The sequence below is a fragment of the Devosia aquimaris genome (assembly GCF_020169335.1).
Taxonomy (GTDB): domain Bacteria; phylum Pseudomonadota; class Alphaproteobacteria; order Rhizobiales; family Devosiaceae; genus Devosia; species Devosia aquimaris.
The window spans coordinates 320,783-345,192 of record NZ_JAIEZN010000002.1 but is presented as its reverse complement, the minus strand read 5'-3'; the positions used below and the strand labels follow the sequence as shown (position 1 = coordinate 345,192).

Annotated in this window: 21 protein-coding genes and 1 tRNA gene; 7 read left to right on the top strand and 15 right to left on the bottom strand. The window is 66.4% G+C overall.

The features are described from left to right. The first annotated feature begins 6 nt into the window (after positions 1 to 6). The 3 genes from K1177_RS14460 (at position 7) to K1177_RS14450 (ending at position 2,767) form a co-directional block, all read left to right on the top strand. Entirely contained in the window at positions 7 to 1,308 is a 1,302-nt protein-coding gene (locus K1177_RS14460; protein ID WP_224704075.1) for a COG4223 family protein, read from the top strand. Further along, the gene (locus K1177_RS14455; protein WP_224704074.1) at positions 1,305 to 2,678 is read left to right on the top strand and encodes a heme biosynthesis protein HemY; all 1,374 of its coding nucleotides are present in this window, start codon (positions 1,305 to 1,307) and stop codon (positions 2,676 to 2,678) included. The genes K1177_RS14460 and K1177_RS14455 overlap by 4 nt, the downstream gene beginning before the upstream one ends. Before the next feature lie 13 nt (positions 2,679 to 2,691). Then, positions 2,692 to 2,767 (top strand) — tRNA-Thr (locus K1177_RS14450). A gap of 71 nt (positions 2,768 to 2,838) precedes the next feature. Here the strand turns inward: K1177_RS14450 and K1177_RS14445 are convergent. From K1177_RS14445 to K1177_RS14435, 3 genes are all read right to left on the bottom strand, one after another. Beyond that, a complete protein-coding gene (locus K1177_RS14445; RefSeq protein ID WP_224704073.1) occupies positions 2,839 to 3,591 on the bottom strand; it encodes an N-acyl amino acid synthase FeeM domain-containing protein in 753 nt (250 codons plus the stop codon). Positions 3,592 to 3,727: 136 nt separating this feature from the next. Continuing rightward, positions 3,728 to 5,983 (bottom strand): putative bifunctional diguanylate cyclase/phosphodiesterase, encoded by a 2,256-nt coding sequence (locus K1177_RS14440; protein ID WP_224704072.1) that lies wholly within the window; start codon positions 5,981 to 5,983, stop codon positions 3,728 to 3,730. Positions 5,984 to 6,148: 165 nt separating this feature from the next. Next, complete coding sequence (locus tag K1177_RS14435) at positions 6,149 to 7,465, bottom strand: extracellular solute-binding protein (RefSeq protein WP_224704071.1); 1,317 nt, start codon at positions 7,463 to 7,465, stop codon at positions 6,149 to 6,151. A gap of 122 nt (positions 7,466 to 7,587) precedes the next feature. Between K1177_RS14435 and K1177_RS14430 the strand changes: the two genes are divergently transcribed. After that, positions 7,588 to 7,884: a 4a-hydroxytetrahydrobiopterin dehydratase gene (locus K1177_RS14430; RefSeq protein ID WP_224704070.1), complete on the top strand. Its 297-nt coding sequence runs from the start codon at positions 7,588 to 7,590 to the stop codon at positions 7,882 to 7,884. A gap of 31 nt (positions 7,885 to 7,915) precedes the next feature. Here the strand turns inward: K1177_RS14430 and K1177_RS14425 are convergent, their stop codons facing one another. Genes K1177_RS14425 through K1177_RS14415 form a run of 3 tightly spaced genes read right to left on the bottom strand, consistent with a single transcriptional unit; the run spans position 7,916 to position 13,723 of the window. After that, positions 7,916 to 11,356, bottom strand: coding sequence for an error-prone DNA polymerase (locus tag K1177_RS14425; RefSeq protein ID WP_224704069.1), 3,441 nt, complete (start codon positions 11,354 to 11,356; stop codon positions 7,916 to 7,918). Continuing rightward, complete coding sequence (locus tag K1177_RS14420) at positions 11,353 to 13,011, bottom strand: Y-family DNA polymerase (RefSeq protein ID WP_224704068.1); 1,659 nt, start codon at positions 13,009 to 13,011, stop codon at positions 11,353 to 11,355. Before K1177_RS14420 ends, K1177_RS14425 begins: the two co-directional genes overlap by 4 nt. After that, complete coding sequence (locus K1177_RS14415) at positions 12,902 to 13,723, bottom strand: hypothetical protein (protein WP_224704067.1); 822 nt, start codon at positions 13,721 to 13,723, stop codon at positions 12,902 to 12,904. Before K1177_RS14415 ends, K1177_RS14420 begins: the two co-directional genes overlap by 110 nt. A 255-nt stretch (positions 13,724 to 13,978) precedes the next feature. On the opposite strand from K1177_RS14415, the gene K1177_RS14410 reads away from it, so the two are divergent. After that, the gene (locus tag K1177_RS14410) at positions 13,979 to 14,410 is read left to right on the top strand and encodes a tellurite resistance TerB family protein (protein ID WP_224704066.1); all 432 of its coding nucleotides are present in this window, start codon (positions 13,979 to 13,981) and stop codon (positions 14,408 to 14,410) included. Between the two features lie 265 nt (positions 14,411 to 14,675). On the opposite strand, the gene K1177_RS14405 is transcribed toward K1177_RS14410, so the two are convergent. The 8 genes from K1177_RS14405 to araD form a co-directional block, all read right to left on the bottom strand. After that, a complete protein-coding gene (locus K1177_RS14405; RefSeq protein WP_224704065.1) occupies positions 14,676 to 15,458 on the bottom strand; it encodes a succinate dehydrogenase iron-sulfur subunit in 783 nt (260 codons plus the stop codon). Between the two features lie 107 nt (positions 15,459 to 15,565). Beyond that, on the bottom strand, positions 15,566 to 15,853 hold the full coding sequence (locus tag K1177_RS14400; RefSeq protein ID WP_224704064.1) for a hypothetical protein: 288 nt from the start codon (positions 15,851 to 15,853) through the stop codon (positions 15,566 to 15,568). A 19-nt stretch (positions 15,854 to 15,872) separates the two neighbouring features. Continuing rightward, the gene (gene sdhA, locus K1177_RS14395; protein WP_224704063.1) at positions 15,873 to 17,684 is read right to left on the bottom strand and encodes a succinate dehydrogenase flavoprotein subunit; all 1,812 of its coding nucleotides are present in this window, start codon (positions 17,682 to 17,684) and stop codon (positions 15,873 to 15,875) included. Positions 17,685 to 17,688: 4 nt separating this feature from the next. Next, positions 17,689 to 18,081 (bottom strand): succinate dehydrogenase, hydrophobic membrane anchor protein, encoded by a 393-nt coding sequence (gene sdhD / locus K1177_RS14390; RefSeq protein WP_224704062.1) that lies wholly within the window; start codon positions 18,079 to 18,081, stop codon positions 17,689 to 17,691. A gap of 1 nt (position 18,082) precedes the next feature. Next, positions 18,083 to 18,469 carry a succinate dehydrogenase, cytochrome b556 subunit gene (gene sdhC, locus K1177_RS14385; protein ID WP_224704061.1) on the bottom strand — a complete coding sequence of 129 codons (387 nt, stop codon included), beginning with the start codon at positions 18,467 to 18,469 and terminating at the stop codon, positions 18,083 to 18,085. A 275-nt stretch (positions 18,470 to 18,744) separates the two neighbouring features. Then, positions 18,745 to 19,455, bottom strand: coding sequence for a ribonuclease activity regulator RraA (locus K1177_RS14380; protein ID WP_224704060.1), 711 nt, complete (start codon positions 19,453 to 19,455; stop codon positions 18,745 to 18,747). A gap of 12 nt (positions 19,456 to 19,467) precedes the next feature. Further along, positions 19,468 to 20,367, bottom strand: coding sequence for a dihydrodipicolinate synthase family protein (locus K1177_RS14375; RefSeq protein ID WP_224704059.1), 900 nt, complete (start codon positions 20,365 to 20,367; stop codon positions 19,468 to 19,470). 189 nt (positions 20,368 to 20,556) lie between these two features. Beyond that, positions 20,557 to 22,299: an L-arabinonate dehydratase gene (gene araD / locus K1177_RS14370; protein ID WP_224704058.1), complete on the bottom strand. Its 1,743-nt coding sequence runs from the start codon at positions 22,297 to 22,299 to the stop codon at positions 20,557 to 20,559. 177 nt (positions 22,300 to 22,476) lie between these two features. Here araD and K1177_RS14365 point away from each other — a divergent pair, with 177 nt between their 5' ends. Both K1177_RS14365 and K1177_RS14360 read left to right on the top strand, forming a co-directional pair. Then, the gene (locus tag K1177_RS14365; RefSeq protein ID WP_224704057.1) at positions 22,477 to 23,505 is read left to right on the top strand and encodes a LacI family DNA-binding transcriptional regulator; all 1,029 of its coding nucleotides are present in this window, start codon (positions 22,477 to 22,479) and stop codon (positions 23,503 to 23,505) included. A 67-nt stretch (positions 23,506 to 23,572) separates the two neighbouring features. Next, entirely contained in the window at positions 23,573 to 24,160 is a 588-nt protein-coding gene (locus tag K1177_RS14360; protein ID WP_224704056.1) for an NUDIX domain-containing protein, read from the top strand. On the opposite strand, the gene K1177_RS14355 is transcribed toward K1177_RS14360, so the two are convergent. Then, positions 24,157 to 24,363, bottom strand: a complete 207-nt coding sequence (locus K1177_RS14355; RefSeq protein WP_224704055.1) for a DUF1737 domain-containing protein — start codon at positions 24,361 to 24,363, stop codon at positions 24,157 to 24,159. The two genes, K1177_RS14360 and K1177_RS14355, sit on opposite strands and share 4 nt — an antisense overlap. Between the last annotated feature and the right edge of the window lie 47 nt (positions 24,364 to 24,410).

Here is a 24,410-nt window from a genome sequence, read left to right as displayed (position 1 = left end):
GGCGCAATGGCGGATAGCACTGGCAAGGATCCCAAGGCAGGCGAGAGCGGTTCGGGCGCGGTCAAGCCGCCCGTCCTCGACCTCAAGGCCCGGCCGAGTGCGACAGCCGGCGCTGCAGACTCCAAGTCGTCCACCGTTCCGCCGTCCGGCACGGCTGCGTCGCCCAAGCCAGGCGTGCCGCCCGCCGGCAAGGCCGATGACAAGCCGGCCGCCAGCGCATCCCCTGCGGCCAGCAGCAGCGCCAGCAAGCCTGCGGGCGCGCCGCCGCAGCCAAAGGGCGCCGGTCCTGGCGGGTTGGTCGGGGCCGCCATTGTCGGTGGTGTTCTGGGCCTGGGTGGCGCCTATGGGCTGGCTGTCGCGGGGCTGTGGCCGGTGCCGCCACAGACGGCGCCGGTTGCTGATCCGCAGATCGCCGCGCTCAGCCAGGCCGTGCCCGAGCTCGAAACCGTGACGCAGACGACGCAGTCCGAACTGGCGCGCGCCAGCCAGCGCATCGCGGCCCTCGAATCCGCAGCGGCCACGCCGCCCGCAGAGGGTGCGAATGCCGGGCCCGATGTCAGCGGCATCGAAGAGAGCATTGCCGCGCTCAATGCCCGCATTGACGACCTGGCCACGGCGCCGGCAGGCGCCGGCGACAGTGCCGCGCTCGAAAGCCTGCGCGTCGAACTGGCGGGCCTGGGCAACCGGTTGGACGAAGTGGCCGCCCGCGTTGGCAGCAGCGAAGCCAGCCTCAAGACGCTCGAAGGCACGGTGTCGGCGACAAGCGATGCCCTGGCCCAGCAGCCCAGCGACATCGGCGCCGTGCTGCAATTGCCGCTGATCCTGTCGGGTCTTGAAACCGCATTTGAAAGCGGCCGGCCCTATGAGACGGAACTGGCCGCGCTGCGCGCCGGCCTGCCGGATGCCGCGGTCCCCACAGTGATTGCCAATGCGGCCGCTACAGGTCTGCCGCGTCCCGACGTGATTGCGCGCCGGTTTGCCGATGTGATCCCGGCCATGCTGGCGGGTCGCCCGGCCGATCCAGATGCCGGCTGGCAGGCGGGGGCGCTCGACTGGTTCGCCGGCGTCATCGCGCTGCAGCCAAGTGGCGAGATCGAGGGCGATTCGCCCGATGCCCTGCTGTCGCGGGCCAAGGCCGCCGTGGACCGTCGCGATTTTTCCGCCGCCAAGTCGCTGATCGAGAGCCTGCCGGCCAGTATGCGCACGGCGGCAGGCGAGGTCCCGGGCCTGGTGGCCGACCAGGCTGCGGCGCAGGATTTCCTGTCCACCCTGCGCAGCCAGGCGCTGGCCGGTGAGGTGCAGCCATGATCCGTCTTGCCTCCTGGATTGTGGGCAGCCTGGTCATCGCCGCGCTGGCAGCGTGGATGATTTCGCTGCCGGGCACGCTGACGCTGGAAGTTGCCAATTATCGCATGCAGCCGCGCCTGGGCACGGCGGTGTTCATCTTCATCTGCGTGGCGCTGGTGGTCATTCTGGTCTGGGCGGTGGTGCGGCGCATCATTTCCGCGCCCAAGGCGCTGGCCCGGCGCAGCCAGGAGCGGCGGCGCGAACAGGGTGTGGAAGCGCTGGGCGATGCGGTGGTGGCGCTGCAGGCCGGCGACGCCGCCCGGGCGCGGGTGCTGGCGCGCGAAGCGCAGGCGCGGCTGCCCGACAATGCCGCGGCCCGGCTGCTGGAGGCGCGGGCCGATCTGGCGCTGGGCGACATGCCGGCAGCGCGCGAGCACTATCGGGCGCTGATCGCCAGCGACAAGACAGCGCTGGCGGCGCTCACCGGGCTCTATGACCAGGCGCGGACGCAGCAGCGGCCCGAAGCAGCCCTGACCTTTGCCCGCAAGGCGCTGGCGCTGGCGCCGGGTAGCGCCTGGGCGGCGGAAGCGGTGTTCGGGGATCTGACGCGCCGGGGGCAATGGGCGCAGGCCGTGGCCATGGTCAATGTCGAGCCGGCCCAGTCGCGCGAGGCCAGGGCGGCCAAGCGGCGCCGCCAGGCGGTGATCGAGACGGCGCGGGCGCGCGAAGCGGAAACCAGCGATCCCCTGGCCGGGCTCGACCATGCGTTGACCGCGCTCAAGCTGCTGCCCGATTTCGTGCCGGCGGCGCTGATTGCCGCGCGCATCCACATCAATCGGGGCGACACGCGCAAGGCCATGAGCCTGCTGCGCCGCATCTGGCGGGCCACCGGCCATCCCGATGTGGCCGCGCTTTATGCCCATGCCCAGCCGGGCGCTTCGGCGGTCGACCGGCTCAAGCGCCTGGGCGAGATCATCGAGACGCCGCCCCCGCATCGTGCCGCCGGCATGGCGCTGGCCCGGGCGGCCATCGATGCCTATGACTGGCCACTGGCACGTCAGGCGCTGGCGCCCTTTTCTGGTCCCGATGCCACCCAAGGCGTCGCCAGCCTGATGGCCGAGATCGAAGAAGGCGAACATGGCGACCAGGGCAAGGCGCGCGAATGGCTGGCCCGTGCCGTGCGGGCGCCGCGCGATCCGGCCTGGACGGCCGATGGCATGGTGAGCGACGAATGGGAGCCGCTCTCGCCGGTGACCGGGCGGCTCGATGCCTTCGAGTGGAAAGTGCCCATGGTGCAATCGGCATCCACGGCACGCGCCGAGGGCGCGGCAACGGCACAATTGCCCGTCCCCGCATCGTTGCCTCTTGCACCGGCCCAAAACCCGACGTAAAAGGCCACGCGTTGCCGCATTAGCTCAGTTGGTAGAGCACATCATTCGTAATGATGGGGTCAGGTGTTCGAGTCACCTATGCGGCACCATTCCCACTCACAGAACAGGTTCTTGACGCTGCCGATTGGCCGGCGTTTGCGCGTGGCCGTGCCGGCGTGGGTCAGGCCTGGGTTTCCAGCTGGCGCAGGCGCTGGGCCTGGCGCGCAGTGGGGTTGATGGCCGAGATGGCCTCACCCGCCGGTCCGAACAGGATGGCGCGTTCCTCGGGCGTGGAATCAAAGAAGGGATAGCGGGCAATCACCCGCGGATACATCACCGGAATGTATGAGGCATAGAGGCACACCGGAAAGGTCAGTTCGCCCCAATAGCCTTCGCCGGCCAGCTGGGTGGAGCCGAAGACGCGCTTGTAGAAGGGCGCGTGCTCGGGCCGCACCGAGGAGATGCAATAGGTGGCCTTGAAGTGTTCGCAGGCCATCACCGCCATGCGCAGCGTCAGATAGGGCAGGGCCGGAAAGGCCAGCGAGGCCTCGTGGTCGGCGGTGAAGCGGCTGGGGTCGATATAGCTGCCGCCCTTGTCGATGATGTCACCCAGTACATCGGGCCAGATGGCCCGGCTGGGCGAGGTGGGGTCGTCCTTGGTGGCGATATGCAGGCGGATCGAACTGACCAGGCGGTCGTCGATATAGACGCCGAAGCAATAGCAATTGGCGGCATCGTCATAGGCGTCCCGGGTGATGCGCTGGGAGTTGACGGGGATGAAGTCCTCACGCCGATAGGCTTCGTAGCGCAGGCGATAGACCGGATCTAGCTGCACGCTGGGCGTGACGCGCCGGTATTGCACACGGTCAAGAAGGTCGATCAGGGTCAGGGCGAACTGGGAAGTGCCGGCGGGTGCCGAACTCACGGTGGTCATACTGTTACGCGCCTCATGCAGTGGCGCGACATTAATCTCTTGTTAGCCATAGCGGCAGAGTTTTGTTAAGTATGAGCGTGGAATCTAGCCGGGTTCCAGCCGGCTTTCCCGTTGTTTTCCAGATAGTTAATTGACATTAACCGTGTCGGCGTTTTGCGCCGATGCGGCGCGGTGCCGTGTTGAGCCGGCCAATCAGCTCGCCGATGTCGCGCTGCGGCAACGGGCGGCTGAAGAAATAGCCTTGCACCTGCTGCACCTGGGTATGGCCCTGGATGACATTGAGCTGTTCTTCGGTCTCGACACCTTCGGCAATCACGATCAGGTCGAGGTCGCGACCCAGCCGCGCCACATTGGCCAACAGCCGCAGGGCGCGCGGATTGGTGGTGATATCGGCCACAAAGGAGCGGTCGATCTTGAGCTTGGTGAAGGGCAGGGCGTTGAGGTAGCTCAGCGAGGAATAGCCGGTGCCGAAATCATCCAGGGCAATGGCGATGCCCTGGTCGGCCAGGCGCTGCAGCACGCGCTGGGCAATCTCGCGCTGTTCGATCACGGCGGTTTCGGTCACCTCGATCTCGAAGCGCGAGGGTGCCAGGCCGCTGCGGTCGAGCGCGTCGAGCACCAGCGCCTCGAGGTCGGCGCCGCGGAAATCGCGGGCCGAGACATTGACGGCCACGCTGATCTCGCCGGGCCAGAGCACGCATTGTGCGGCGGCCTGTTCGATCACCCAGGCGGTGATATCGGAGATCAGGCCCATTTCCTCGGCCAGCGGGATGAAGACCATGGGGGGAATGGCACCCAGTTCGGGGTGTTCCCAGCGTGCCAGCGCCTCGCAGCTGACCACCTTGCGGGTGTTGATGTCGACCAGCGGCTGGAAGGCCAGCGTCAGCCGGCCCTGGCGCACGGCGAGGGCCAGGTCGGTCTTGAGACGCTGCCGATAGTGGTAGTCGATGTCCATCTGGCCATGGAAGATCTGCGTCCGGCTCTTGCCGTCGGCCTTGGCGGCATAGAGGGCCAGATCGGCCTTGGTCATCAGGTCATCAAGCGCATCGGTGTCGCAGGCGCTGGTCACCAGGCCAACGCTGACGGTCACCGGCAACGTCACGCCGTCAAAGACGAAGGGCTGGTTGAAGCTGTCCACAATGGTGCGGGCGAGTGCATCGGCCTGGGCGTCGGTCTCCAGGTCGCGGCAATAGATGATGAATTCATCGCCCCCCAGGCGAGCCAGCACGGCGCCGGCTGGCGCGCAATCGCTCAGGCGGCGGGCCACCTGGGCCAGCAGGGTGTCGCCGGCCAGGTGGCCGAAGCTGTCGTTGACATGCTTGAAGTCGTCAATGTCGACCAGCATCAGGGCGACGCGGCGGGCGGGTTCCGGTTCGGCCTGGCGCGCCGCCAGGTCGGCCTCGGTCAGATCGCCGAAATGGCTGCGGTTGGGCAGGCCGGTCAGCGTGTCGTGGCGGGCCAGATAGGTGATGCGTTCTTCCGAGGCGATGCGTTCGCTGATGTCTTCGAACAGCAGCACGACGCGCTGATTGCGGGTGCTTACGGTGATTTCATAGTAATAGCCGGGCGGCAGGTGCATCAGCACCTTGCCGGTGGATTTGCCGGCCACCATCTGGCTGAGCTGGGCAATGGCTTCGCGCGACAGCGGGGCAGCGGCGCTGAGCCGGTCGATGACCGCATCAAAGCTCTGATGGACCAGGTCATCCAGGCCCACCAGGCCAAACAGGCGCACAGCGCGCTTGTTGATCACGGCGATGCGGCCGTGCTCGTCAAGCATGCACAGGCCATGCTCGAGAATGCTGATCGACATGTCCAGTTCGCTGGCCAGGCGCGAGGCCTCGACGCGGCCGTGCACAGCACTGAGCAGGATGGAGCGGATATCGGCGGCCAGCTTGCGGAAGCTGACCAGCATCATGCCCAGCAGCGCCGCCAGCACCAGGTGATAGACGTCGCCATAGGCGGCATAGCCCAGCGACAGTGGCACGATGACGGCGATCATCTGGATGGTCACCAGCCTGTCGAGGCCGAAATTGCGGGCGACGATCCCCACCATCACGGCGATGGAGATCGAGGCGCTCGACAGGGCGGCAAAGGGATCCTGCTCCACGGCCATGGCGATGTAGCACCAGACGCCATAGACCGCCGCCAGCAGGCCGCCGATGACAACTGCACGGTTTTCCCAGTGCTCGGCTGCGGCAGCGTCTTCATTGCCGACGCCGGCGCGCCAGAAGCTGCGCATGTCGAAATAGCGGACCGTGCCGATCACCACGAAGGCGATGGCGCACAGCATCAATGGCAGGGATTGGGCCTTGTAGGCGCTCAGGCCGCCGATAATGGCGCTGGCAATGGCCCCTGCGAGCATGGCGTGGCGATCGCCATATACCGACCGCATGATCGATACATAGTCGAGGGCCGGCATTGTCTTCCGGGCCGAGCTGAACACACACTACCCCCACGTTGCCGTGCTATAAGGGACCCCAAGGGATTAATGCGGCGTTTCCGGCGCGAAAAACGCAGAGGAGCGGCAGCATCTTCCGCCATAAGAGTAAATGCGGTGCTAATGGGCGGCGGGCAGCAGCGGGGGCCGGGCCGCGGCGGCGTGCAGGGCCGCGATGACGTGCCGGGGCGACATCTCGGGCGTGTCCCAATAGTCGGTGAGTGCGCGCTGGATCGCCGCGATCCAGGGCGCCGGCGTGGTGAGCAGGGGCGTGAGCACGGCGTGGCCGGTTGTGTCGATGGCGGTCGCCACCTGGCGCGCGCAAGGATCAAGGTCGATCCAGGCATCGCGGCGTACCGGAACCGCGCCAATGGCCCTGGCGAAGCGGATCTGTGTGTCGACAGCGGTCACGTCCTGGGCAAAGGCGCGGCCTGTTGCTTCGGACTCCGCTGACAGCCCGCCCACCAGGCCCCAGGCTTCGACGCTCATCGGCACGGCCTTGGCGCCGGGCAGGAAGAGGCAGCCATAGTCGTCGGCCTCGGTCTTGCCGGCGGCCTGCCATTCGGCCCGCATGCCATCGCCCTGCACCTGCATCAGCGCCTGGCCCGATATCACCATGCCGGTGGCGATGTTCCAGTCGCGACCCGGGGCACTGTCGTCGGCCTCGCGCTCGAAGCGGCGCAGCCAGACAAGCATTTCGGCAAAGGCCGGGTCGTCCAGTCCTTGGGGGTCGGGTGTTGCTCCAAAAATGCCGTCATAAACCTCCGCGCCGCCCAGGCTGGCCAGCAGCGACATGGCCAGATAGGTGACCTGCCAGGGCTGCTCGCCGATGGCGAGCGGCAGGTAGCCGGCGTCGCGGACGGCCGGGAAATCGGCCCACATGGCCTCCAGGCTGGTCCAGGATTGCGGATCGACACCGGCCGCGCGGGCCACGTCCTTGTTGTAGTAGATGGTGGCATCGGCATGAAGGGCGGCCGGGATCTTGACGACGTCCGCGTCCACCGTAATGGCGTCGCGCACCAGGTCGGGCAGCTGCGCCAGCAGGCCGCTGTCGGCGAACTGGTCTTGCAGGCTGAGCAATTTGCCCGTCTCGGCCAGCGGCCGGTAGATGCCGGGATGCATTTCGTGGAACGCGTTGGGGTAGATGCCATCGGCGATCAGGTCGATCACGGTCTTGGCCGGCTTGCCCCTGGCGTTGATGGCCAGCGGGATCCAGCGGTCGCCGCGGCTCTCGACTTTTTCGCGCAGGATATTGAGGGCGGCAAGCTCGGCCGGGGTGTACCAGCGGTGCATGATCAGCAGGTCGCCCGATTGCGCCGGCTGGGAGAAAAGACTGGCTGCCAGGACCACGACCAGGGCGGCGATCACGCCGCGCAGATGCGCGGCGCCGGGCCGATTTGCAGCGGGTCGCCCCCGGCGGCGGGAAACAGTGATCATCAGGAGCGTGATTGGCGTGCTGGCAGCGGGATGGTCAGGATGACGCAAAGCCGTTGCAGCGGTCTTAATTTGGACGCTGCTGCCCCTATTGTGATGATGCCTTGATGCAGGAGGATGAAGAAATGGTCGAACGTCTCGATGCGGCCCGCCTGGCGCAGGCGGTGCATGATCTGCCGGCCTGGCGGCTTGAGAACGGCGATGGTGCCGATATGCTGGTGCGGGTGTTTTCCTTTGCCGATTTCTCGGCGGCCTTCGGCTTCATGGCCCGCGTCGCGCTGGCCGCCGAAAAGGCCGGGCATCATCCGGACTGGAGCAACAGCTACAACAAGGTGACCGTGCGGTTGTCCACCCATGACGCCGGCGGCATCAGCACCCGCGACATTGATCTGGCGCAGGCCATCGACGCCATCGCTGGCTAAGCCCGCCTCTGCCGGCTGACGCCTGCTGGCCTCAGTGAAAATTACGACCCTCGGGCAGGGCGGCATAGGCGGCGCGGCGGGCCCGCTCGATCTCCAGCAGCGCCTTGTGGTCGCGGCCGGGATGGGGTCCCGAGCGTCCCTCGTCGCCGCGGGCCAGAATGCGTTCGCCAATGTCCTTGCCATGGGCCAGGTCGAGCAGCAGCGGCGTCATGTCGGTCAATTGCTCGGCAATCAGGTGGATCACCAGCCCTTCGCGCTGCACCTGGCCGCGGATGGCCAGCATGCGGGCGCCCAGCACGGTCTTGCGATTGGCCTCAAACACTTTTGGCCAGATGACGATATTGGCGACGCCGGTCTCGTCCTCGAGCGTGGCAAAGATCACGCCGCTGGCGGTGCCCGGTCGCTGGCGCACCAGCACCAGGCCCGCCACCTCCACCCGGCTGCCGGCCCGCGCCTGCTGCAGACCGATGGCGGGCAGGGTGCGGCGCTGTTCCAGCTTGGGGCGGATGAACTGCAGCGGATGGCCCTTGAGCGAGAAGGAGAGGGTGGAATAGTCGTGGATCACCTCTTCCCCGGGCAGCATGGTGGGCAGGCCCGCCTCGATGTCCGCCTCGGTTTCGACGCGTCCGGCGGCGGCAAACAGCGGCAGGGTGTCGGCGCCATGGGTGCCGATCAGGCCCTTGACCGCCCAGAGCGCCTCGCGGCGGCTCAGGCCCAGGGAGGCAAAGGCGTCGGCACGGGCGAGCTTTTCGAGGCTCGCAATGGGCAGCTTGGTGCGCAGCCAGAGGTCGCGCACCGAATCATAGCCCCGGCCACGCCGCGCCACGAGAATGTTGATGTCATTGTCGGAGAGGCCCACGATCTGGCCCAGGCCCAGGCGGATGGCCCGGTCGGCATGGATATGGCCGACCATGGACTGATGCTGCGGCCAGAGATGCTCGCGCGCTGGGCGGCTGTTGCCTTCGAGCACGCAGTCGCTGTCGGACAGGTTCACATCCACCGCGCGCACCTCCACGCCATGCTCGATCACGTCGCGGATGATCTGGGATGGCGCGTAAAAGCCCATGGGCTGGGAATTGAGCAGGGCGGTGGCAAAGACATCGGGATAGTGGCACTTGAGCCAGCACGAGGCATAGACCAAGAGCGCAAAGGATGCCGCGTGGCTTTCGGGAAAGCCATATTCGGCAAAGCCCTGGATCTGGGCAAAGCAGTTCTTGGCAAACTCCCGCGGATAGCCATTGGCCTGCATGCCGGCCAGGAATTCGTCGCCGAACTGGGCGATGCGGCCGGTGCGGCGCCAGGCGGCCATGGCGCGGCGCAGGCTGTCGGCCTTGCCGGGGGAAAAGCCGGCGCCGACGATGGCAATCTGCATGGCCTGTTCCTGGAACAGTGGCACGCCCAGGGTCCGGCCCAACACGCCCCTGAGCTTGTCGTCGTGATAGACGGGCTCTTCCAGTCCCTGGCGGCGGCGCAGATAGGGATGGACCATATTGCCCTGGATGGGGCCGGGACGGACAATGGCCACCTCGATCACCAGATCGTAGAATTTCTCCGGTTTGAGCCGCGGCAGCATGCTCATCTGCGCCCGGCTCTCGATCTGGAACACGCCCAGCGTGTCGGCGCGCTGGATCATGGCATAGACTTCGGCCTTCCTCGACTGGTCGGGGAGGGCCTCTTCGCTCAACAGGTCCACCAGCGCTAGGCTCTGCCCGTAATGGGTCTGCATCAATTCGAACGCCCGGCGCAGGCAGCTCAGCATGCCCAGCGCCAATACGTCGACCTTGAGGATGGCCAAAGCGTCGATGTCGTCCTTGTTCCATTCGATGATGGTGCGGCTGTCCATGGCCGTCTTGGAAATGGGCACCAAGCTTTCCAGCGAATCGCGGGTGATGACAAAGCCGCCCACATGCTGGCTGAGATGGCGCGGAAAGCCGCGCAAGACGCTCACCACCTCGAACAGTTGCGTCAGCGTGGGGTCGGCCGGGTTGAGCCCCAGGCTTGCCAGGTCGGAGGTGTCGAGGCTGCTGCCCCAGCCCCAGTGCAGCTGGTTGAGTGCGGCCACGGTGTCCTCGGATACGCCAAACACCTTGGCGGCCTCGCGCAGGGCGCTCTTGGCGCGGTAGCAGATGACATTGGCGGTCAGTCCGGTGCGGCGGCCGCCATATTTGGCATAGATATAGGCCATCACCTCTTCGCGCCGCTCATGCTCGAAATCGACGTCGATATCGGGCGGCTCGTCGCGCTCGGTGGAGATGAAGCGGCCGAACACCAGCGTGCTGACCTCGGGGTCGACCTCGGTGATCTCAAGGCAAAAGCACACCGTGGAATTGGCCGCCGAGCCGCGCCCCTGGCAGAGGATCTTGCGTTCGTGCCGGGCAAACTGGACGATGTCGTGCACGGTCAGGAAATAGGCGGCATAACCCTTGTAGCCAATCAGGCACAGCTCGGACCAGATCGAGCGCTTGACCTTGTCGGAAATGCCCTGCGGATAGCGCCTTCTGGCGCCATCCCAGGTCAGGCGCTCCAGCGTCTGCTGGGCGGTCTCGCCATTGCCCACGGTCTCTTCGGGATAGTTGTATTTGAGCTGGTCGAGCGAAAAGCCGATGCGGGCGATCAGGCGCTGTGTCTCGGCCACGGCCTGGGGATAGTCGGCAAACAGGCGCGCCATTTCGCGCGGCGGCTTGAGCTGGCGCTCGGCATTGGCGCTCAGTGCCCAGCCGGCGGTCTCGAGCGTCATGTGCTCGCGGATGCAGGTCACCACGTCCTGCAGGATTCTGCGGCTGGCGTGGTGATAGCGTACGTCATTGCTGGCCAGCATGGCGGCCTGGTGGCGCCGGGCCAATTGGTCGATGCGGTTGAGCCGGGCCCGGTCCTCGCCATCAAAGCGATGGCTGGCCGCCACCCAGACGCGGCCGGGCGCCTCGGCGCAGAGGGTGGCCAGCGTGCGTTCGCTCAGCCCCCAGTCGGTCTCGTCGGGGACGAGAATGAACAATTGCCCCTGGCTATGGTTTTCCTCGGGGCCCTGCAGGCCCCCGCTGTCGAGCGGGGCGGCGCCGAACAGGTCGGAGAACAACAGGCGCGGCTTGCCCTTGTCCCCGCGCTGGTTGGCGCGGGTCAGCAGCTTGCACAGCCGGCCATAGGCCTGGCGGTCGCTGGGATAGGCGACAATATCGGGCGTGCCATCGGCAAAGCAGAGCCGCACGCCCACCAGATAGCGGAAATTGTCCGGCTGCGGGCTGAGGTCACGTGCCGCCACATAGCCGCGCACCACGCCGGCAAAGCTGTTGCGGTCGGCCAGGCCGAAGGCACTCAGCCCCATATGCGCCGCCAGGGCCACCAGCTCCTCGGGGTGCGAGCCGCCATGCAGGAAGGAGAAATTGCTGATCGCCACCAGTTCGGCAAATTCCGGCGCCGGGGCGGCCGGCTGGGCGGGACCACGCCCGGGCGGGATCAGGGCAATGGGTTGGCTCATGCGAACAGCCCATGCAGATACCATTGCGGCGTGCTGTCGGGCACATAGAGCCCGTTGCGGAAAATCCAGAAGCGGCGGCCCTGGGCATCCTCGATGCGATAATAGTCGCGCGTGCCGGCCTCGGCGTCAAAGCGGGCCAGCGCCGGCGCGGCGGCGGGCTTGCCATCGGCCTCGGGCGCTGCTGGCAGGGGCAGCAGGTCGAGCCGCTGGCCACTGCGCCACCATTGGGCGCCCAGCCGCTCGGGTCCGGCCGCCTTGGTGATGCGATAGCTGACGCGGCGCCAGATCATGGAGGCGGGCAGGCCATCGGGCACTTCGGCATTGATGGCCACCGGCTCGGGCACCGGCAGCAGGCGCAGCGGCCGCAGGCGCGGCGGGCCGGGCGGATCGTCGGGGGCGGCCGCGCCCACCAGGGCCGGCACCAGCCGCGCCGCCTGCTCGGGGATATGGCTGGCCAGCAATTGGGTGCGCAGCACGGCCATGGTCCCCAGCCGGCTGCTCATGCGATCCTGCAGCTGGTCGAGATCGGCGGTGCCGTCGTCGTCGGCAAAAGCGCCCAACTGGGCGGCATCCAGGCGCCCCACCGAACTCACCGCCAGGCGGATCATGTCGATGCCGAAGCCGGGGTCATATTCGCCCGACAGGCGCTCGGCGCGGTTGTTGAACAGGGCGCTGATATGATCGGGATCGCGCGTCAGCCGGGCCGAATTGACCGAGAGGGTCATCACCTTGTGGTCGACGCGATAGAGGAACAGGTGAAAGGCCTGGCCGCCCAGGCCCTCGCCCTCGAGCTGCAGGCCCAGCCGGATGGCCAGGTCGCGCGCTGTCATCAGCACATCGTCGAGCAGGCCGATGGGGTCGGCAAAGCGGCGTTCGGCATGGCGCTCGGCCAAGGGCAGGCGCGGGTTGAGCCGTTCCTGCTGCTGGCCATAGGCCTGGTCGAGCCGGGTGAGGAGGCTGAGGCCAAAGCGGGCCTGCAGCGGCTTGCGCGGGCGCGGGCGCACCTGGCCCAGCGTGGTCAGCCCCATCTGTGTCAGGCCCGCCACCTGGCTGTCATCGAGGCGCAGCGCGGCCACCGGCAGGGCATCGAGCACCTGGGTCAGGGCGTCGTCAGCCACCACCTGGCTGCGGGCAAAATGGCTCACCGCCCAGGCGCCGCCAATGGTAGAGGCGATGGCGCCGGCCACGGTATAGCCCAGGGCGCGCAGCCGGCTCAGCAGCAGGCGCAGCATGGGCGCCTCGCCGCCGAACAGATGATCCACGCCGGTGATGTCGAGCACCAGGTCGCCAAAGGCGTTCATGTCCTCGAGCACCGCCACCAGCGGGCTGGCATTGGAGTGCCAGTCGGCAAAATCGGCAAAGGCGGCGGCCAGCAGCGGGCGGTCGATCTCGCGCACGACCAGGCCGGGCAGCAGGGCGCGGGCATCGGCCAGGTTCTGCCCGACGCGCAGTCCGCCCTGGGCCGCCGCGGCGTCGATGGCAGCCAGGCGCAGCCCGCCCTTGATGCGTTCGTAAAGCGCCAGCGGGGCCCCGGCCAGGCCCGGCTCAACCCGCTTCAGGTAATCGGTTGGCCAGCTGGGCAGATAGAGGCTGAGGAAGCGCCGTGCCGGCAGCAGGCCAGGGGGCGTCGGTTCGGCCGGTGATCGTGCCGGCATCCTGGGTGACAAGTCCATCGTGCGTCCATCCCACAAGCCATTGGGTCTGCTGTTGGCGGAGAATGCCTTTCTCCAATTGGGCCAGCCAACGCGGGGCGCCGGGGGCCAGGGCATCAAAGCGGCGGCGGGCGCTGAGCACGGGGGTCAGGCGCCAGCGCAGATGGGCGGCGCTGGCCTCCCGCCCGGTGCCATAGCGCAGCAGCAGCAGCGAGCTGCCCATGCCGGCCGTGCGCAGGCCCAGGCGCCGGCTGGCGGTGAAATCGAGTGCCTTGTGCTGGCCGGCGACATCGGCCACCACGGCGGCAACGGCGCGGCAGGCCAGCGCCTCCTCGCTGGCCCAGAGCAGGTCGGTGATGGTCTGGGTGCGCACCAGCAACAACGCGCTTGGGTCAAAGCCGAAGCTGCGCAGGCCCGGACCATAGGGCAGGCCGCTGTCCTGGGCCTGGCGGGCGAGCTGGAGATAGATCACCGCCGGGCGGGCCGGGGTGATCAGGCTGCGCGCCTGGGCCAGGGCAAAGCCCAGCGTCGCCCCGGCATGGCGCTGCTCATCGGTGAAGATCTCCTGCAGCAGGCCGGCGGCGGGCATGGGAAAATCGCTCTCCGCACCGGGCTGCAGCAGCGGGCGCGCCTCGGCCAACGCTGGCTTGCGCTCAATATCGGCAATGGTGTCGCGCAGCGCGGCAAGGCGCTGTTGGCGATCGGAGGGGGCCATCGGCAACCGGGTGATGTGAACAAAACAGGAACATTTAGACTCCGAATCTGCGCGGAGTCGAGTCCTTTTTGATGCCGCTTAGGCGCTTAATCGGCCTGTTCCGGGCACTTGTGTGGCCATTGCGCATCAACCCGTGGCCAGAGTGTTGCGCAGGCCCGTGAGGCCATTGAGCAAATCGAGCGCGTTGTTCAGTGTCGGTGGGCCTGCCTCCCAGCCGGCCCATTGCTGACCCAAGCTCCCGCCGGAGGCGCGCCAATGTTCGAGGCCATTACCAGCCTGTTTACCAAGCCTGAACCGCTTGCCAATCACGACCCCAAACTGGCCGTGGCTGCCCTTCTGGTGCATCTGGCCGCCGTGGACGGGCAGATGAGCGCCGAAGAGCGCGAGACCATCAAGACTACGCTGATGGAGCAATATGGCCTGGATGAGGCCAGCGTGGAGCGGCTGATCAAGGAGGCCGCAGCGCGCGACGCCGAGGCCGTGGATTTCTACAATTTCACCTCCACCCTGTCGGGGATGGAGATGGACGAGCGCATCAACATCATCCGCATGATGTGGACCGTGGTGTTCGCCGACAAGGAAAACCACGAGATGGAAGACAATATGGTCTGGCGCGTGGCCGAGCTGATCGGCGTCTCCAGCCGCGACCGCACCATCCTGCGCAAACAGATCGGCAGCGCCAGCTAGGGTTTTTGCGTCTCGGCAAGCCCCACCCGACCTTCCCCATCAAGGGGGAGGGGCCCAATGGCGGGCTGCATGCCATATCAGTTCAGTTCAACCCCATCCCTCCGTCATTGCCCGGCTCGTCCGGGCAATCCAGCACCGACTTATGGATCACCCGGACAAGCCGGGTGATGACGGCGGCTGAACGATCAAGGCTTCCGCACCCAAAACCAAAACAGCCCCCGGATCGCTCCAGGGGCTGCAGGTTTGTCAGCGATCGATCCGGGTCTCAGGCGACCTTGCGCTCGACCATCATCTTCTTGATTTCGGCAATGGCCTTGGCCGGGTTCAGGCCCTTGGGGCAGACCTTGGCGCAGTTCATGATGGTGTGGCAGCGATAGAGCTTGAAGGGGTCCTCGAGGTCGTCGAGGCGCTCATTGGTGGTTTCGTCGCGGCTGTCGATCAGCCAGCGATAGGCCTGCAAGAGGGCGGCGGGGCCGAGATATTTGTCGCCATTCCACCAATAGCTCGGGCAGGAGGTCGAGCAGCAGGCGCAGAGGATGCACTCATAGAGCCCGTCGAGCTTGGCGCGCTGCGGCACGGTCTGCGTCCACTCCTTGGCCGGGGTGGGCGAAGTGGTCTTGAGCCAGGGCTCGATGGCGCGGTGCTGGGCATAAAAGGTGCTCAGGTCCGGCACCAGATCCTTGACCACCGGCATATGGGGCAGCGGATAGATCTTGATGGGGCCGGTGGAGTCGTCCATGCCCTTGGTGCAGGCCAGGGTGTTGAGCCCGTTGATGTTCATCGAGCAGGAGCCGCAAATGCCCTCGCGGCAGGAGCGGCGCAGGGTCAGCGTGGGGTCGATGTTGTTCTTGATCCACAGCAGACCGTCCAGGATCATCGGGCCGCAATCGTCGAGATTGACGAAATAGGTGTCGATGCGCGGATTGGCCGACTGGTCGGGGTCGTAGCGATAGATGTGGTACTCGCGCAGCCGCTTGGCGCCGGCCGGCTTGGGCCAGGATTTGCCTTGGGTGGGCCGGTCGGCCTTGGGGAGCATCAGTTCGACCATGGGTCGGTCTTCCTTTTCTGGGTGCCGCGCAACCGGCACTGAATTGGTCTGTTGGCGCTGGTATGCCGGCACAGCCGGCTTGCCGGGTCGGGGACGGGTCCCCGGGCCTAGTAGTTTGGTTTGCAGATCTGGTTGGATTTGGCGACATAGGTGTTGTAGGCGACGAAATCGCTGTCGGCGGGCGCGGCGCCCTTCATCGATTTGATCACCACGCCCATGAAGCGCTCGTCGATCAGCGTCATGGCCGCCTCGGCCTTGCAGCCACAGAGCTTCGCATCCTGGGCGATGCCCATGCAGACGCGGTAGAATTCTTCCTTCTGCGCCGCGGTGGGGGCCGCAGCAAAGGCGGGCGTGGTCAGCAGGGCCAAAGCGGCCAACAGGCTCAGGCGTTTCATCTCAGCTCCTTGCGGATCATCAGTAGACGCGTGCCTTGGGCGCGATCTTCTTGAGGTCGATGCCGCCTTCGCTTTCGGGCGTCAGCGGATCGACATGCACCGGGCGATAGCCCAGCGTGACGGCGCCGGTATTGGTGTCGATCCAGCTCAGCGTGTGCTTGCGCCAGTTGACGTCGTCACGGCTGGCGAAATCCTCGCGGGCATGGGCGCCGCGGCTTTCCTGGCGCGCTTCGGCCGAGACCACGGTGACCATGGCATTGGCCATCAGGTTCTCGAGTTCGAGAGTCTCGACCAGATCCGAGTTCCAGATCAGGCTGCGGTCGGTCACCTTGACGTCGGGCAGTTGCGCGAAGATCTCGCTCATGCGCTTGACGCCGGACTGCAGGGTTTCCCCGGTGCGGAACACGGCAGCGTCTTCCTGCATGGTGCGCTGCATGGCGTCGCGCAGCTTGGCGGTGGGCTGGCTGCCCGAGGCGTTGCGCAGGCGGTCGAAGCGGGCGAGGATTTTCTCGTCCTGCGCCTTGTTGATCGCCGGAATCGGCGCCGCGCGGTCGATCACCTTGCCGGCGCGGATGGCGGCGGCGCGGCCAAAGACCACGAGGTCCGTCAGCGAGTTGGAGCCCAGGCGATTGGCGCCATGCACCGAGGCGCAGGCGGCTTCGCCCACGGCCATCAGGCCGGGCACGATGGCGTCGGGGTTCTCGGGCGTCGGGTTGAGCACTTCGCCATGGTAGTTCGCGGGGATGCCGCCCATGTTGTAGTGCACGGTCGGCAGCACCGGGATGGGCTCGCGCGTGAGGTCCACGCCGGCAAAGATCTTTGCGCTCTCGGTGATGCCCGGCAGGCGCTCATGCAGCACCTTGGGGTCGAGATGGTCGAGGTGCAGGTAGATGTGGTCCTTCTTGGGACCAACGCCGCGCCCTTCGCGGATTTCAAGCGTCATGCAGCGGCTGACCACGTCGCGGCTGGCCAGGTCCTTGGCATTGGGGGCATAGCGCTCCATGAAGCGCTCGCCTTCCGAATTGGTGAGATAGCCGCCTTCGCCGCGTGCGCCTTCGGTGATCAGCACGCCCGCGCCATAGATGCCGGTGGGGTGGAACTGCACGAATTCCATGTCCTGCAAGGGCAGGCCAGCACGGGCGACCATGCCATTGCCGTCGCCGGTGCAGGTATGGGCCGAGGTGGCCGAGAAATAGGAGCGGCCATAGCCGCCGGTGGCGAGCACCGTGGTCTTGGCGCGGAAGCGGTGCAGCGTGCCGTCGTCCAGCTTCCAGGCGATCACGCCCTGGCAGGCGCCATCATCGCCCATGATCAGGTCGAGCGCGAAATACTCGATGTAGAATTCGGCATTGTTGCGCAGGCTCTGGCCATAGAGCGTGTGGAGGATCGCATGGCCCGTGCGGTCGGCAGCGGCGCAGGTGCGCTGCACCGGCGGGCCGTCACCGAATTCGGTCATGTGGCCGCCGAAGGGACGCTGGTAGATCTTGCCCTCGGTGGTGCGGGAGAAGGGCACGCCATAGTGCTCCAGCTCATAGATGGCCGCCGGGGCCTCGCGCGCCAGATATTCCATGGCGTCGTTGTCGCCGAGCCAGTCCGAGCCCTTGACGGTGTCATACATATGCCACTGCCAGCTGTCGGGGCCCATGTTCTGCAGGCTCGCCGCGATGCCGCCCTGCGCCGCCACGGTGTGGCTGCGGGTGGGGAACACCTTGGTGATGCAGGCGGTGCGCAGGCCCTGTTCGGCCATGCCCAGGGTGGCGCGGAGGCCCGCGCCGCCGGCGCCCACCACCACCACATCGAATTCGTGGTCGATGAGTTCGTATTGCGCCATGGACTTAACCCCAGAAGACGAGCTTGAGAATGGCGGCCACGCCGGCCACCGCGATCAGGATGCAGAAGACTGTGTTGAGCCCCATCAGCAGGCGATAGGTCGCGCCGTGGAAATAGTCTTCCAGCGTGTCGCGCATGCCGTTGCGCATGTGGATGGCCACGATCACCAGCAGCACGGCCAGCGGAAGGCCGATCCAGCCATTGCCGATGGTCGCCACCATGTCGGGGCGGTCCTGGCCGCCCAGGCGGATGACCAGATAGGCGAGGAAGCCGATGAAGACGATGTTGATCGCGCCGGTCACCCGCTGGGTGATGAAATGGCGCGTCGAGGCCTTGGCATTGCCATACTTGGTTTTGGGATTGGCAACGACGGCATCAGGGGTGCGGTTTGCGGTCATCTTAGGCGGTCCACACAAAAACGGTCCAGACGAGGACGGTGAGCACGATCGAGCCGATCAGATTGGCCCAGGCGAGCATCTCGCGCTGGCCGGGCAGCATGCCGATGGTGAAGTCCCAGATGAAATGGCGGATGCCGCCCAGCATGTGGTGGAACAGCGCCCAGGTATAGGCGAACAGCACCAATTGGCCGAACCAGCTGGCATAGATGTCGTTGACGACATTGAGCGCCTGCTGGCTGCTGGCGGCGGCACCCAGCCAGATCACCAGCAGCACCGTGCCGGCATAGAGCGCAATGCCGGTGGCGCGATGGGCGATCGACATGGCCATGGTGATGGTCCAGCGATAGATCTGCAGATGGGGCGAAATGGGGCGGGATCGAACCGTCATGGGGCCTCGCTGGCGAGCGGTCAGGGCCGTCGCAGTTTGGAATGGTTCGAGACTTCTAGCGCCCAAAGGTTACAAAATCAAAGCGGTTAACCCCGCCGCAGCTACCACTTTTGGCGGATTGCGCACTTTGTTCGTATAGCGCACGGAATGTGCGGGGTGTGGACGGGAAATGGCCGGAATAGCCCCGCCGGCCCACCCGATTGCGGCGTCTCGGACGAAATTCCGACTCACGGCCTGCCTTGGAACCGCTGGCGCAATCGCACCCTTGGCGGCGCCTAGCGGCCGTTCTGGGCGCGCCAGGCGGCGAATTCGCTGGTGAACTCATCCTTGGTGCGGGGATAAAGCCCGATGATGGGCGTGCCCGCTTTGACCTTTTCGACCACGAAGTCCTCATAGGCGGTCATTTCCACGGCCTCGTCGGCGACCTCGGCAGCGATGGCCTGGGGCACGACAATCACGCAGTCATCATCGCCCACCACCACATCGCCGGGAAACACCGCCACATCGCCGCAGCCAATGGGCACGTTGAGATCGAGCGCCTCGTGCAGGGTCAGATTGGTCGGGCTTGAGGGCCTTGTGTGATAGGCCGGAATATCGAGCGCCCCGATGGTCGTGGCATCGCGAAAGCCCCCATCGGTGACGACACCGGCAACGCCGCGCACCATCAGCCGGGTCACCAGAATATCGCCGGCCGAGGCTGCGCGCGGGTCCTTGCGGCTGTCCATCACCAGCACCTGCCCGGCCGGGCAGGTTTCGACCGCGACGCGCTGGGGGTGTTCGGGGTTGCGGAATTCAACCAATTGGTTGCGGTCTTCCCGCGCCGGAATATAGCGCAGGGTATAAGCGGGGCCGACCATGTTGGCGCCCTTGGGCCTGACCGGGTGCACGCCCTGGATCACCTGGTTGCGCAGGCCGCGCCGGAACAGTGCTGTGGCCAGTGTCGCCACCGAAACACCCATGAATTTGTCGCGCAGTGCCGGGTCCATTGCGGCCCTCCCTCAAGTCAGCTTGTTGCGGGCGATGAAGTCGTCGAGCTTGGCCTGCTGGGCCGATGTCAGTGGCCAGGCCGACGGTGGCCGGGTGGGGCCACAGTCGCGACCCAGCGCACGGAGCGCCGCCTTGACGCCGGTCACATTGGTGCCGTTCATCTCCTCGGCGCGGATTTCCTCGAAGGCCTTCATGCCGGCAATCAGCGCATTGGCCTCGGCAAACTGCCCCGCCTCAAGCGCGGCATGGATGGCCAGGGACCGCTCAGGCCACACATTGATCAGCCCCGACGTGAAGCCGCGTGCGCCCACCGCATAAAAGGCCGGGGCCCAGATTTCGGCCAGCCCGCCTACCCAGACCAGGCTGGCGTCGCAGGCGGCCTTGGCCTCGGCCAGCTTGAGCGGATTGGGCGTGGCCCATTTGATGCCCTTGACCTCGGGCAGGGCGCAGAGCTCGGCGATGGCCTTGGTGCCGATGGCGTCATTGCGCAGATAGAGCATCATCGGCAGGCCGCCCGAGGCATCGGCCACATATCGGAGATAGTCGAGAATGCCGCGCGGGGCGACGAAGGGGTCGGGGGGCTGATGCACCATCAGGGCAGTGGCGCCGGCCGCTGCCGATGCCCGGGCCAGCGCCGCGGCGTCCCGCACACCGCGGCCGATGCCGGCCAGCACAGGCGCGCGGCCATCCACCAGGCGCACCACTTCGCGCACCATGGTCGTGGCTTCCTCGGTGGTCAGCGCATAGAATTCGCCGGTATTGCCATTGACCACAGGCATGTGCAGCCCCGCCGCCAGGGCACGGTCGATGATGGGCGCCAGCCGCTGCGGCGCGACATCGCCCTTGTCGTCATAGGGGGTGACCAGGATGCCGGAAATGCCGGTCAGGGCCTGATCGAGCGTGCGTTGCATAGTCTCGTCCCTTCAGTCGCGCCCGGCATTGCCGATACGCGTGTGTTCCAATTCTTGTCCCCGTCCCCCTCGGGCTTGTCCCGGTGGTCCATGCCGCGGCGAACTGGATTGCCCGGACAGGCCGGGCAATGACGGCGAAACAGATAAGCAGCACCCCGGCGCCTCACCTTCGCCGCCGCCCAGGCCTTGCTAAAAGATATCGGGCTCACCGGCGGCCTTGCCAAAGCCGCGTTCGAGAAAGTCAAAGTCGCAGCCCTTGTCGGCCTGCGTGACGTGTTTGGAATAGATCCAGCCCCAGCCGCGCTCAAAGCGTGGCGGTGGCGGCACCAGCGCAGCCCGCCGCGCGGCCAGTTCGTCCTCGGCCACCAGCATGTCGAGACGCCGGTTGGGCAGGTCGAGCCGGATCATGTCGCCGGTTTGCAGCAGGGCCAGCGGCCCGCCGACATAGCTTTCGGGCGCCACATGCAGCACGCAGGCACCATAGGAGGTGCCCGACATGCGGGCGTCCGAAATGCGCAGCATGTCGCGATGCCCCTGTTTGATCAGCGCCTTGGGGATGGGCAGCATGCCCCATTCGGGCATGCCCGGTCCGCCCAGCGGCCCGGCATTGCGCAGCACCAGCACATGCTCGGGGGTGACATCGAGCGTCTCGTCGTCAATGGCTGCCTTCATTTCGGGATAGGAGTCGAACACCAGCGCCGGCCCCTGGTGCACATAGAAGCGGGGGTCGCAGGCGGCCGGCTTGATGATGGCGCCGTCCGGACAGAGATTGCCGCGCAGCACGGCCAGCGAACCCTCGTGATAGACAGGGTTGGAGAGTGGACGGATCACATCGTCATTATAGACCGTCGCCCCGGCAATGTTGACGCCCAGCGTCTGCCCATTGGCCGTGATGGCGCTGGTATCGAGCCGATCGGCAATCTGCTTTTCCAGCGCGAGCAGGCCGCCGGCAAAGTAGAAATCCTCCATCAGATAGTCCTTGCCCGAGGGCCGCACATTGGCCAGCAGGGGCGTGGTGCGGCCCAGCGCGTCAAGGTCATCGAGCGTCAGGTCGACGCCGGCGCGGCGGGCCATGGCAATCAGGTGCACCACGGCGTTGGTCGAGCAGCCCGTCGCCATGGCGACGATGGCGGCATTGCGCACCGCGGCGTCGGTAACGATGCGGTCGGGCGTCAAATTCTCCCACACCATGTCCACGACGCGGCGGCCACAGTCGGCGGCCATGCGGCCATGGGCGGAATCCACTGCCGGAATGGACGAAGCCCCGGGCAGGGTCAGCCCCAGCGCATCGGCAATGGCGGTCATGGTCGAGGCGGTGCCCATGGTCATGCAGACGCCGGCCGAGCGGGCGATGCCGCCCTGGACGCCGCGCCACTGATCGTCACTGACATGGCCAGCGCGCCGCTCGTCCCAATATTTCCAGGCGTCCGAGCCCGAGCCCAGCGACTGGCCGGCGTAATTGCCGCGCAGCATTGGCCCGGCCGGCAGGAAGATCATCGGCACGCCTGCGGTAATGCCCCCCATCACCAGGCCTGGCGTGGTCTTGTCGCAGCCGCCCATCAGCACCACGCCATCGACGGGGTGGCTGCGGATCGTCTCTTCGGTCTCCATGGCCAGCATGTTGCGATAGAGCATGGAGGTCGGCTTGGTGAAGCTCTCGTCCACCGACAGGGTGGGCAGTTCCACCGGCAGGCCGCCCGCCTGCAGCACGCCACGTTTCACCGCCGCCACCCGTTCGGGAAAGTGGCTGTGGCAGGAATTGAGTTCGGACCAGGTGTTGAGGATGCCGATCACCGGCTTGCCGAGAAAATCGTCCTCGGAATAGCCCAGCTGCATCATGCGCGAGCGGTGACCGAAGCTGCGCAGATCGTCGGGCGCAAACCAGCGCGCCGAGCGCAATTGCGCAGGGGATTTGACCCTTATGCCAGCCATTGCGTCCTCCCGAAACGCATCTATGTATGCGCATTCATAAGGACGCGTCAACGCCCTGGCCTGTGGGCATATAGTGCTGACCTTGACTTCGCTGCCGAGCCGTCGCACATCAACTGGATGCGCATACATCGGGCGGCATTGATGCCGCCGCACCGGGGCATCGGCTAAGAGCGGCACATGGCAAACACACCCCGGGACCCAGCACAGATTCGGCGCGGCGGCGTCACCATGGCCGAGGTGGGGCGCTTGGCCGGCGTCTCCCAGGTCACGGTATCGCGGGCGCTGTCATCACCCGACAAGGTATCGCCCGAGACACTCCAGCGCATCCGCCAGGCCATAGCGCAGACCGGCTTTGTGCCCAATGCGGTGGCCGGCGCGCTGGCGTCCAACCGGTCCAACCTCATCGGGGCGCTGGTGCCTTCGGTGACCAATGTCGTCTATGCCAGCATGCTGCATGCCTTCTCCGAGATCATGTGGCAGCATGGCTATCAGATCATGCTGTCCGAGACCGGCTTTGATCCCGAGCGCGAGGAAAAGGCCGTGGCGACGCATCTGTCGCGCCGGCCGGACGCCATGCTGCTCACCGGCATCCACCACAGCGCCGGCTCCCGCCGCATGCTGGTCAATGCCGGCATTCCGGTGGTGGAAGTCTGGGACATGTCCGATACGCCGATCGATTGCTGTGTCGGTTTTTCGCATGCGGCCGCTGGCGAGGCCGCTGCCGCCTTTGCCGTCAAGGCGGGCTATGTCCGCGCGGCGACCATCACGGCCGGCGACGAGCGTGCCATGCGCCGCCAGCTGGCCTTTGCCCGGCATTTCGAGCGCCTGACCGGCCAGCGCGTGCAGCGTGTCGATTTTTCTGTTTCGGCAACGCTTGGGCTGGGCCGTGACGGGTTGCAGCGCCTGCTGACCGACGGCCTCCCCAAGGGCGCGGTGATCTTTTGCAGTTCCGACCAGTTTGCCCAGGGTGTGCTGATCGAGGCCGGTGCCCGCGGGCTCAAGGTTCCGCAGGACGTGGCGGTGATCGGTTTCGGCGATCAGGAATTTGCCGCCATGACCGAGCCGGGGCTGACGAGCCTGCGCATCGACCGGCAGGTGCTGGGCCAGGTGGCCGCCAATGCGCTGATCGACCGGTTCAGATCCGGCGCGGTTGGCCAGGCTGTCCATGATATCGGCTTTGAGATCGTGCGCCGCCAGTCGGCCTGAGCCCGTCCCCACTGGCCCTGCTGCGCAACATGGGCCATATCTCGCGCCGGAAATTCCCGGAGCGCCCATGTCCAAGACCGTCACCATCCATTCCGTCACCAAGCTGAGCCACAATTGGGGGCGCTTCGACAATTACGAGCTCAGCCATGGCCGGCGCGATGGCGGCGTGCAGCGGGTGACGCGCGAGATCTATGATCATGGCAGCTCGGCCGCCGTGCTGCTCTATGCAGCCGAGACCGGCACGGTGATCCTCACCCGCCAGTTCCGCCTGCCGGCGCATCTGAACGGCGATGACGCCTGGATGATCGAAGTGCCCGCCGGCATGCTCGATGGCGAAGCGCCCGAAATCGCTGCGCGGCGTGAGGCCCTCGAAGAGACAGGCTATAGCCCGCAGGACCTGGTGCTGGTCAGCAATGCCTATTCCAGCCCCGGCTCCCTCACCGAGAAATGCGCCTGCTTTATCGGCCGTTATGTTCCGGGCGAGAAAACCGAGGACGGCGGCGGGTTGGCCGAGGAGGGCGAGGACATCGAGGTGATCGAGATCACGCTGGACGCGGCCATGGCCATGGTGGAAAGCGGCGAGATCGCCGATGCCAAGACCGTTCTGCTGCTGCAGGCGCTCAGACTGCGCCTTCTGGCTGCGCCGGCTCCCTAGAAGTCCACCAGGCGTTTTTCGGGGTCATAGGGCTGGTCGGGCGCGATGCGCGTCACGGCCTGCCCCGCCTTCATCTTCTTTGCGTGGCCGTCAAAGGCATAGGTCGGGCTGCCATAGAGCTGCCAGCCTTCGCTGAGGGCCTTGGTCACCTTGTGGCAGAAGGCAGCATCGTCCTCGCCAGTCAGGAAGCGGTAGATAAGCATGCATATCCCCAATGCAGTGGCGTGCCGAACGCCGTATTGATATAGCA

Bases quoted from the DNA above. Each gene is read 5' to 3' on its own strand.
- K1177_RS14455 (WP_224704074.1), top strand. From the start codon at position 1,305: ATGATCCGTCTTGCCTCCTGGATTGTGGGCAGCCTGGTCATCGCCGCG.
- K1177_RS14435 (WP_224704071.1), bottom strand. From the start codon at position 7,465: ATGATCACTGTTTCCCGCCGCCGGGGGCGACCCGCTGCAAATCGGCCC.
- araD (WP_224704058.1), bottom strand. From the start codon at position 22,299: ATGGCTGGCATAAGGGTCAAATCCCCTGCGCAATTGCGCTCGGCGCGC.
- sdhC (WP_224704061.1), bottom strand. From the start codon at position 18,469: ATGACGGTTCGATCCCGCCCCATTTCGCCCCATCTGCAGATCTATCGC.
- K1177_RS14415 (WP_224704067.1), bottom strand. From the start codon at position 13,723: ATGGCCCCCTCCGATCGCCAACAGCGCCTTGCCGCGCTGCGCGACACC.
- K1177_RS14425 (WP_224704069.1), bottom strand. From the start codon at position 11,356: ATGAGCCAACCCATTGCCCTGATCCCGCCCGGGCGTGGTCCCGCCCAG.
- K1177_RS14410 (WP_224704066.1), top strand. From the start codon at position 13,979: ATGTTCGAGGCCATTACCAGCCTGTTTACCAAGCCTGAACCGCTTGCC.
- K1177_RS14460 (WP_224704075.1), top strand. From the start codon at position 7: ATGGCGGATAGCACTGGCAAGGATCCCAAGGCAGGCGAGAGCGGTTCG.
- K1177_RS14365 (WP_224704057.1), top strand. From the start codon at position 22,477: ATGGCAAACACACCCCGGGACCCAGCACAGATTCGGCGCGGCGGCGTC.
- K1177_RS14380 (WP_224704060.1), bottom strand. From the start codon at position 19,455: ATGGACCCGGCACTGCGCGACAAATTCATGGGTGTTTCGGTGGCGACA.
- K1177_RS14420 (WP_224704068.1), bottom strand. From the start codon at position 13,011: ATGCCGGCACGATCACCGGCCGAACCGACGCCCCCTGGCCTGCTGCCG.
- sdhA (WP_224704063.1), bottom strand. From the start codon at position 17,684: ATGGCGCAATACGAACTCATCGACCACGAATTCGATGTGGTGGTGGTG.
- K1177_RS14430 (WP_224704070.1), top strand. From the start codon at position 7,588: ATGGTCGAACGTCTCGATGCGGCCCGCCTGGCGCAGGCGGTGCATGAT.
- K1177_RS14400 (WP_224704064.1), bottom strand. From the start codon at position 15,853: ATGAAACGCCTGAGCCTGTTGGCCGCTTTGGCCCTGCTGACCACGCCC.
- K1177_RS14440 (WP_224704072.1), bottom strand. From the start codon at position 5,983: ATGCGGTCGGTATATGGCGATCGCCACGCCATGCTCGCAGGGGCCATT.
- K1177_RS14360 (WP_224704056.1), top strand. From the start codon at position 23,573: ATGTCCAAGACCGTCACCATCCATTCCGTCACCAAGCTGAGCCACAAT.
- K1177_RS14375 (WP_224704059.1), bottom strand. From the start codon at position 20,367: ATGCAACGCACGCTCGATCAGGCCCTGACCGGCATTTCCGGCATCCTG.
- sdhD (WP_224704062.1), bottom strand. From the start codon at position 18,081: ATGACCGCAAACCGCACCCCTGATGCCGTCGTTGCCAATCCCAAAACC.
- K1177_RS14445 (WP_224704073.1), bottom strand. From the start codon at position 3,591: ATGACCACCGTGAGTTCGGCACCCGCCGGCACTTCCCAGTTCGCCCTG.
- K1177_RS14405 (WP_224704065.1), bottom strand. From the start codon at position 15,458: ATGGTCGAACTGATGCTCCCCAAGGCCGACCGGCCCACCCAAGGCAAA.
- K1177_RS14355 (WP_224704055.1), bottom strand. From the start codon at position 24,363: ATGCTTATCTACCGCTTCCTGACTGGCGAGGACGATGCTGCCTTCTGC.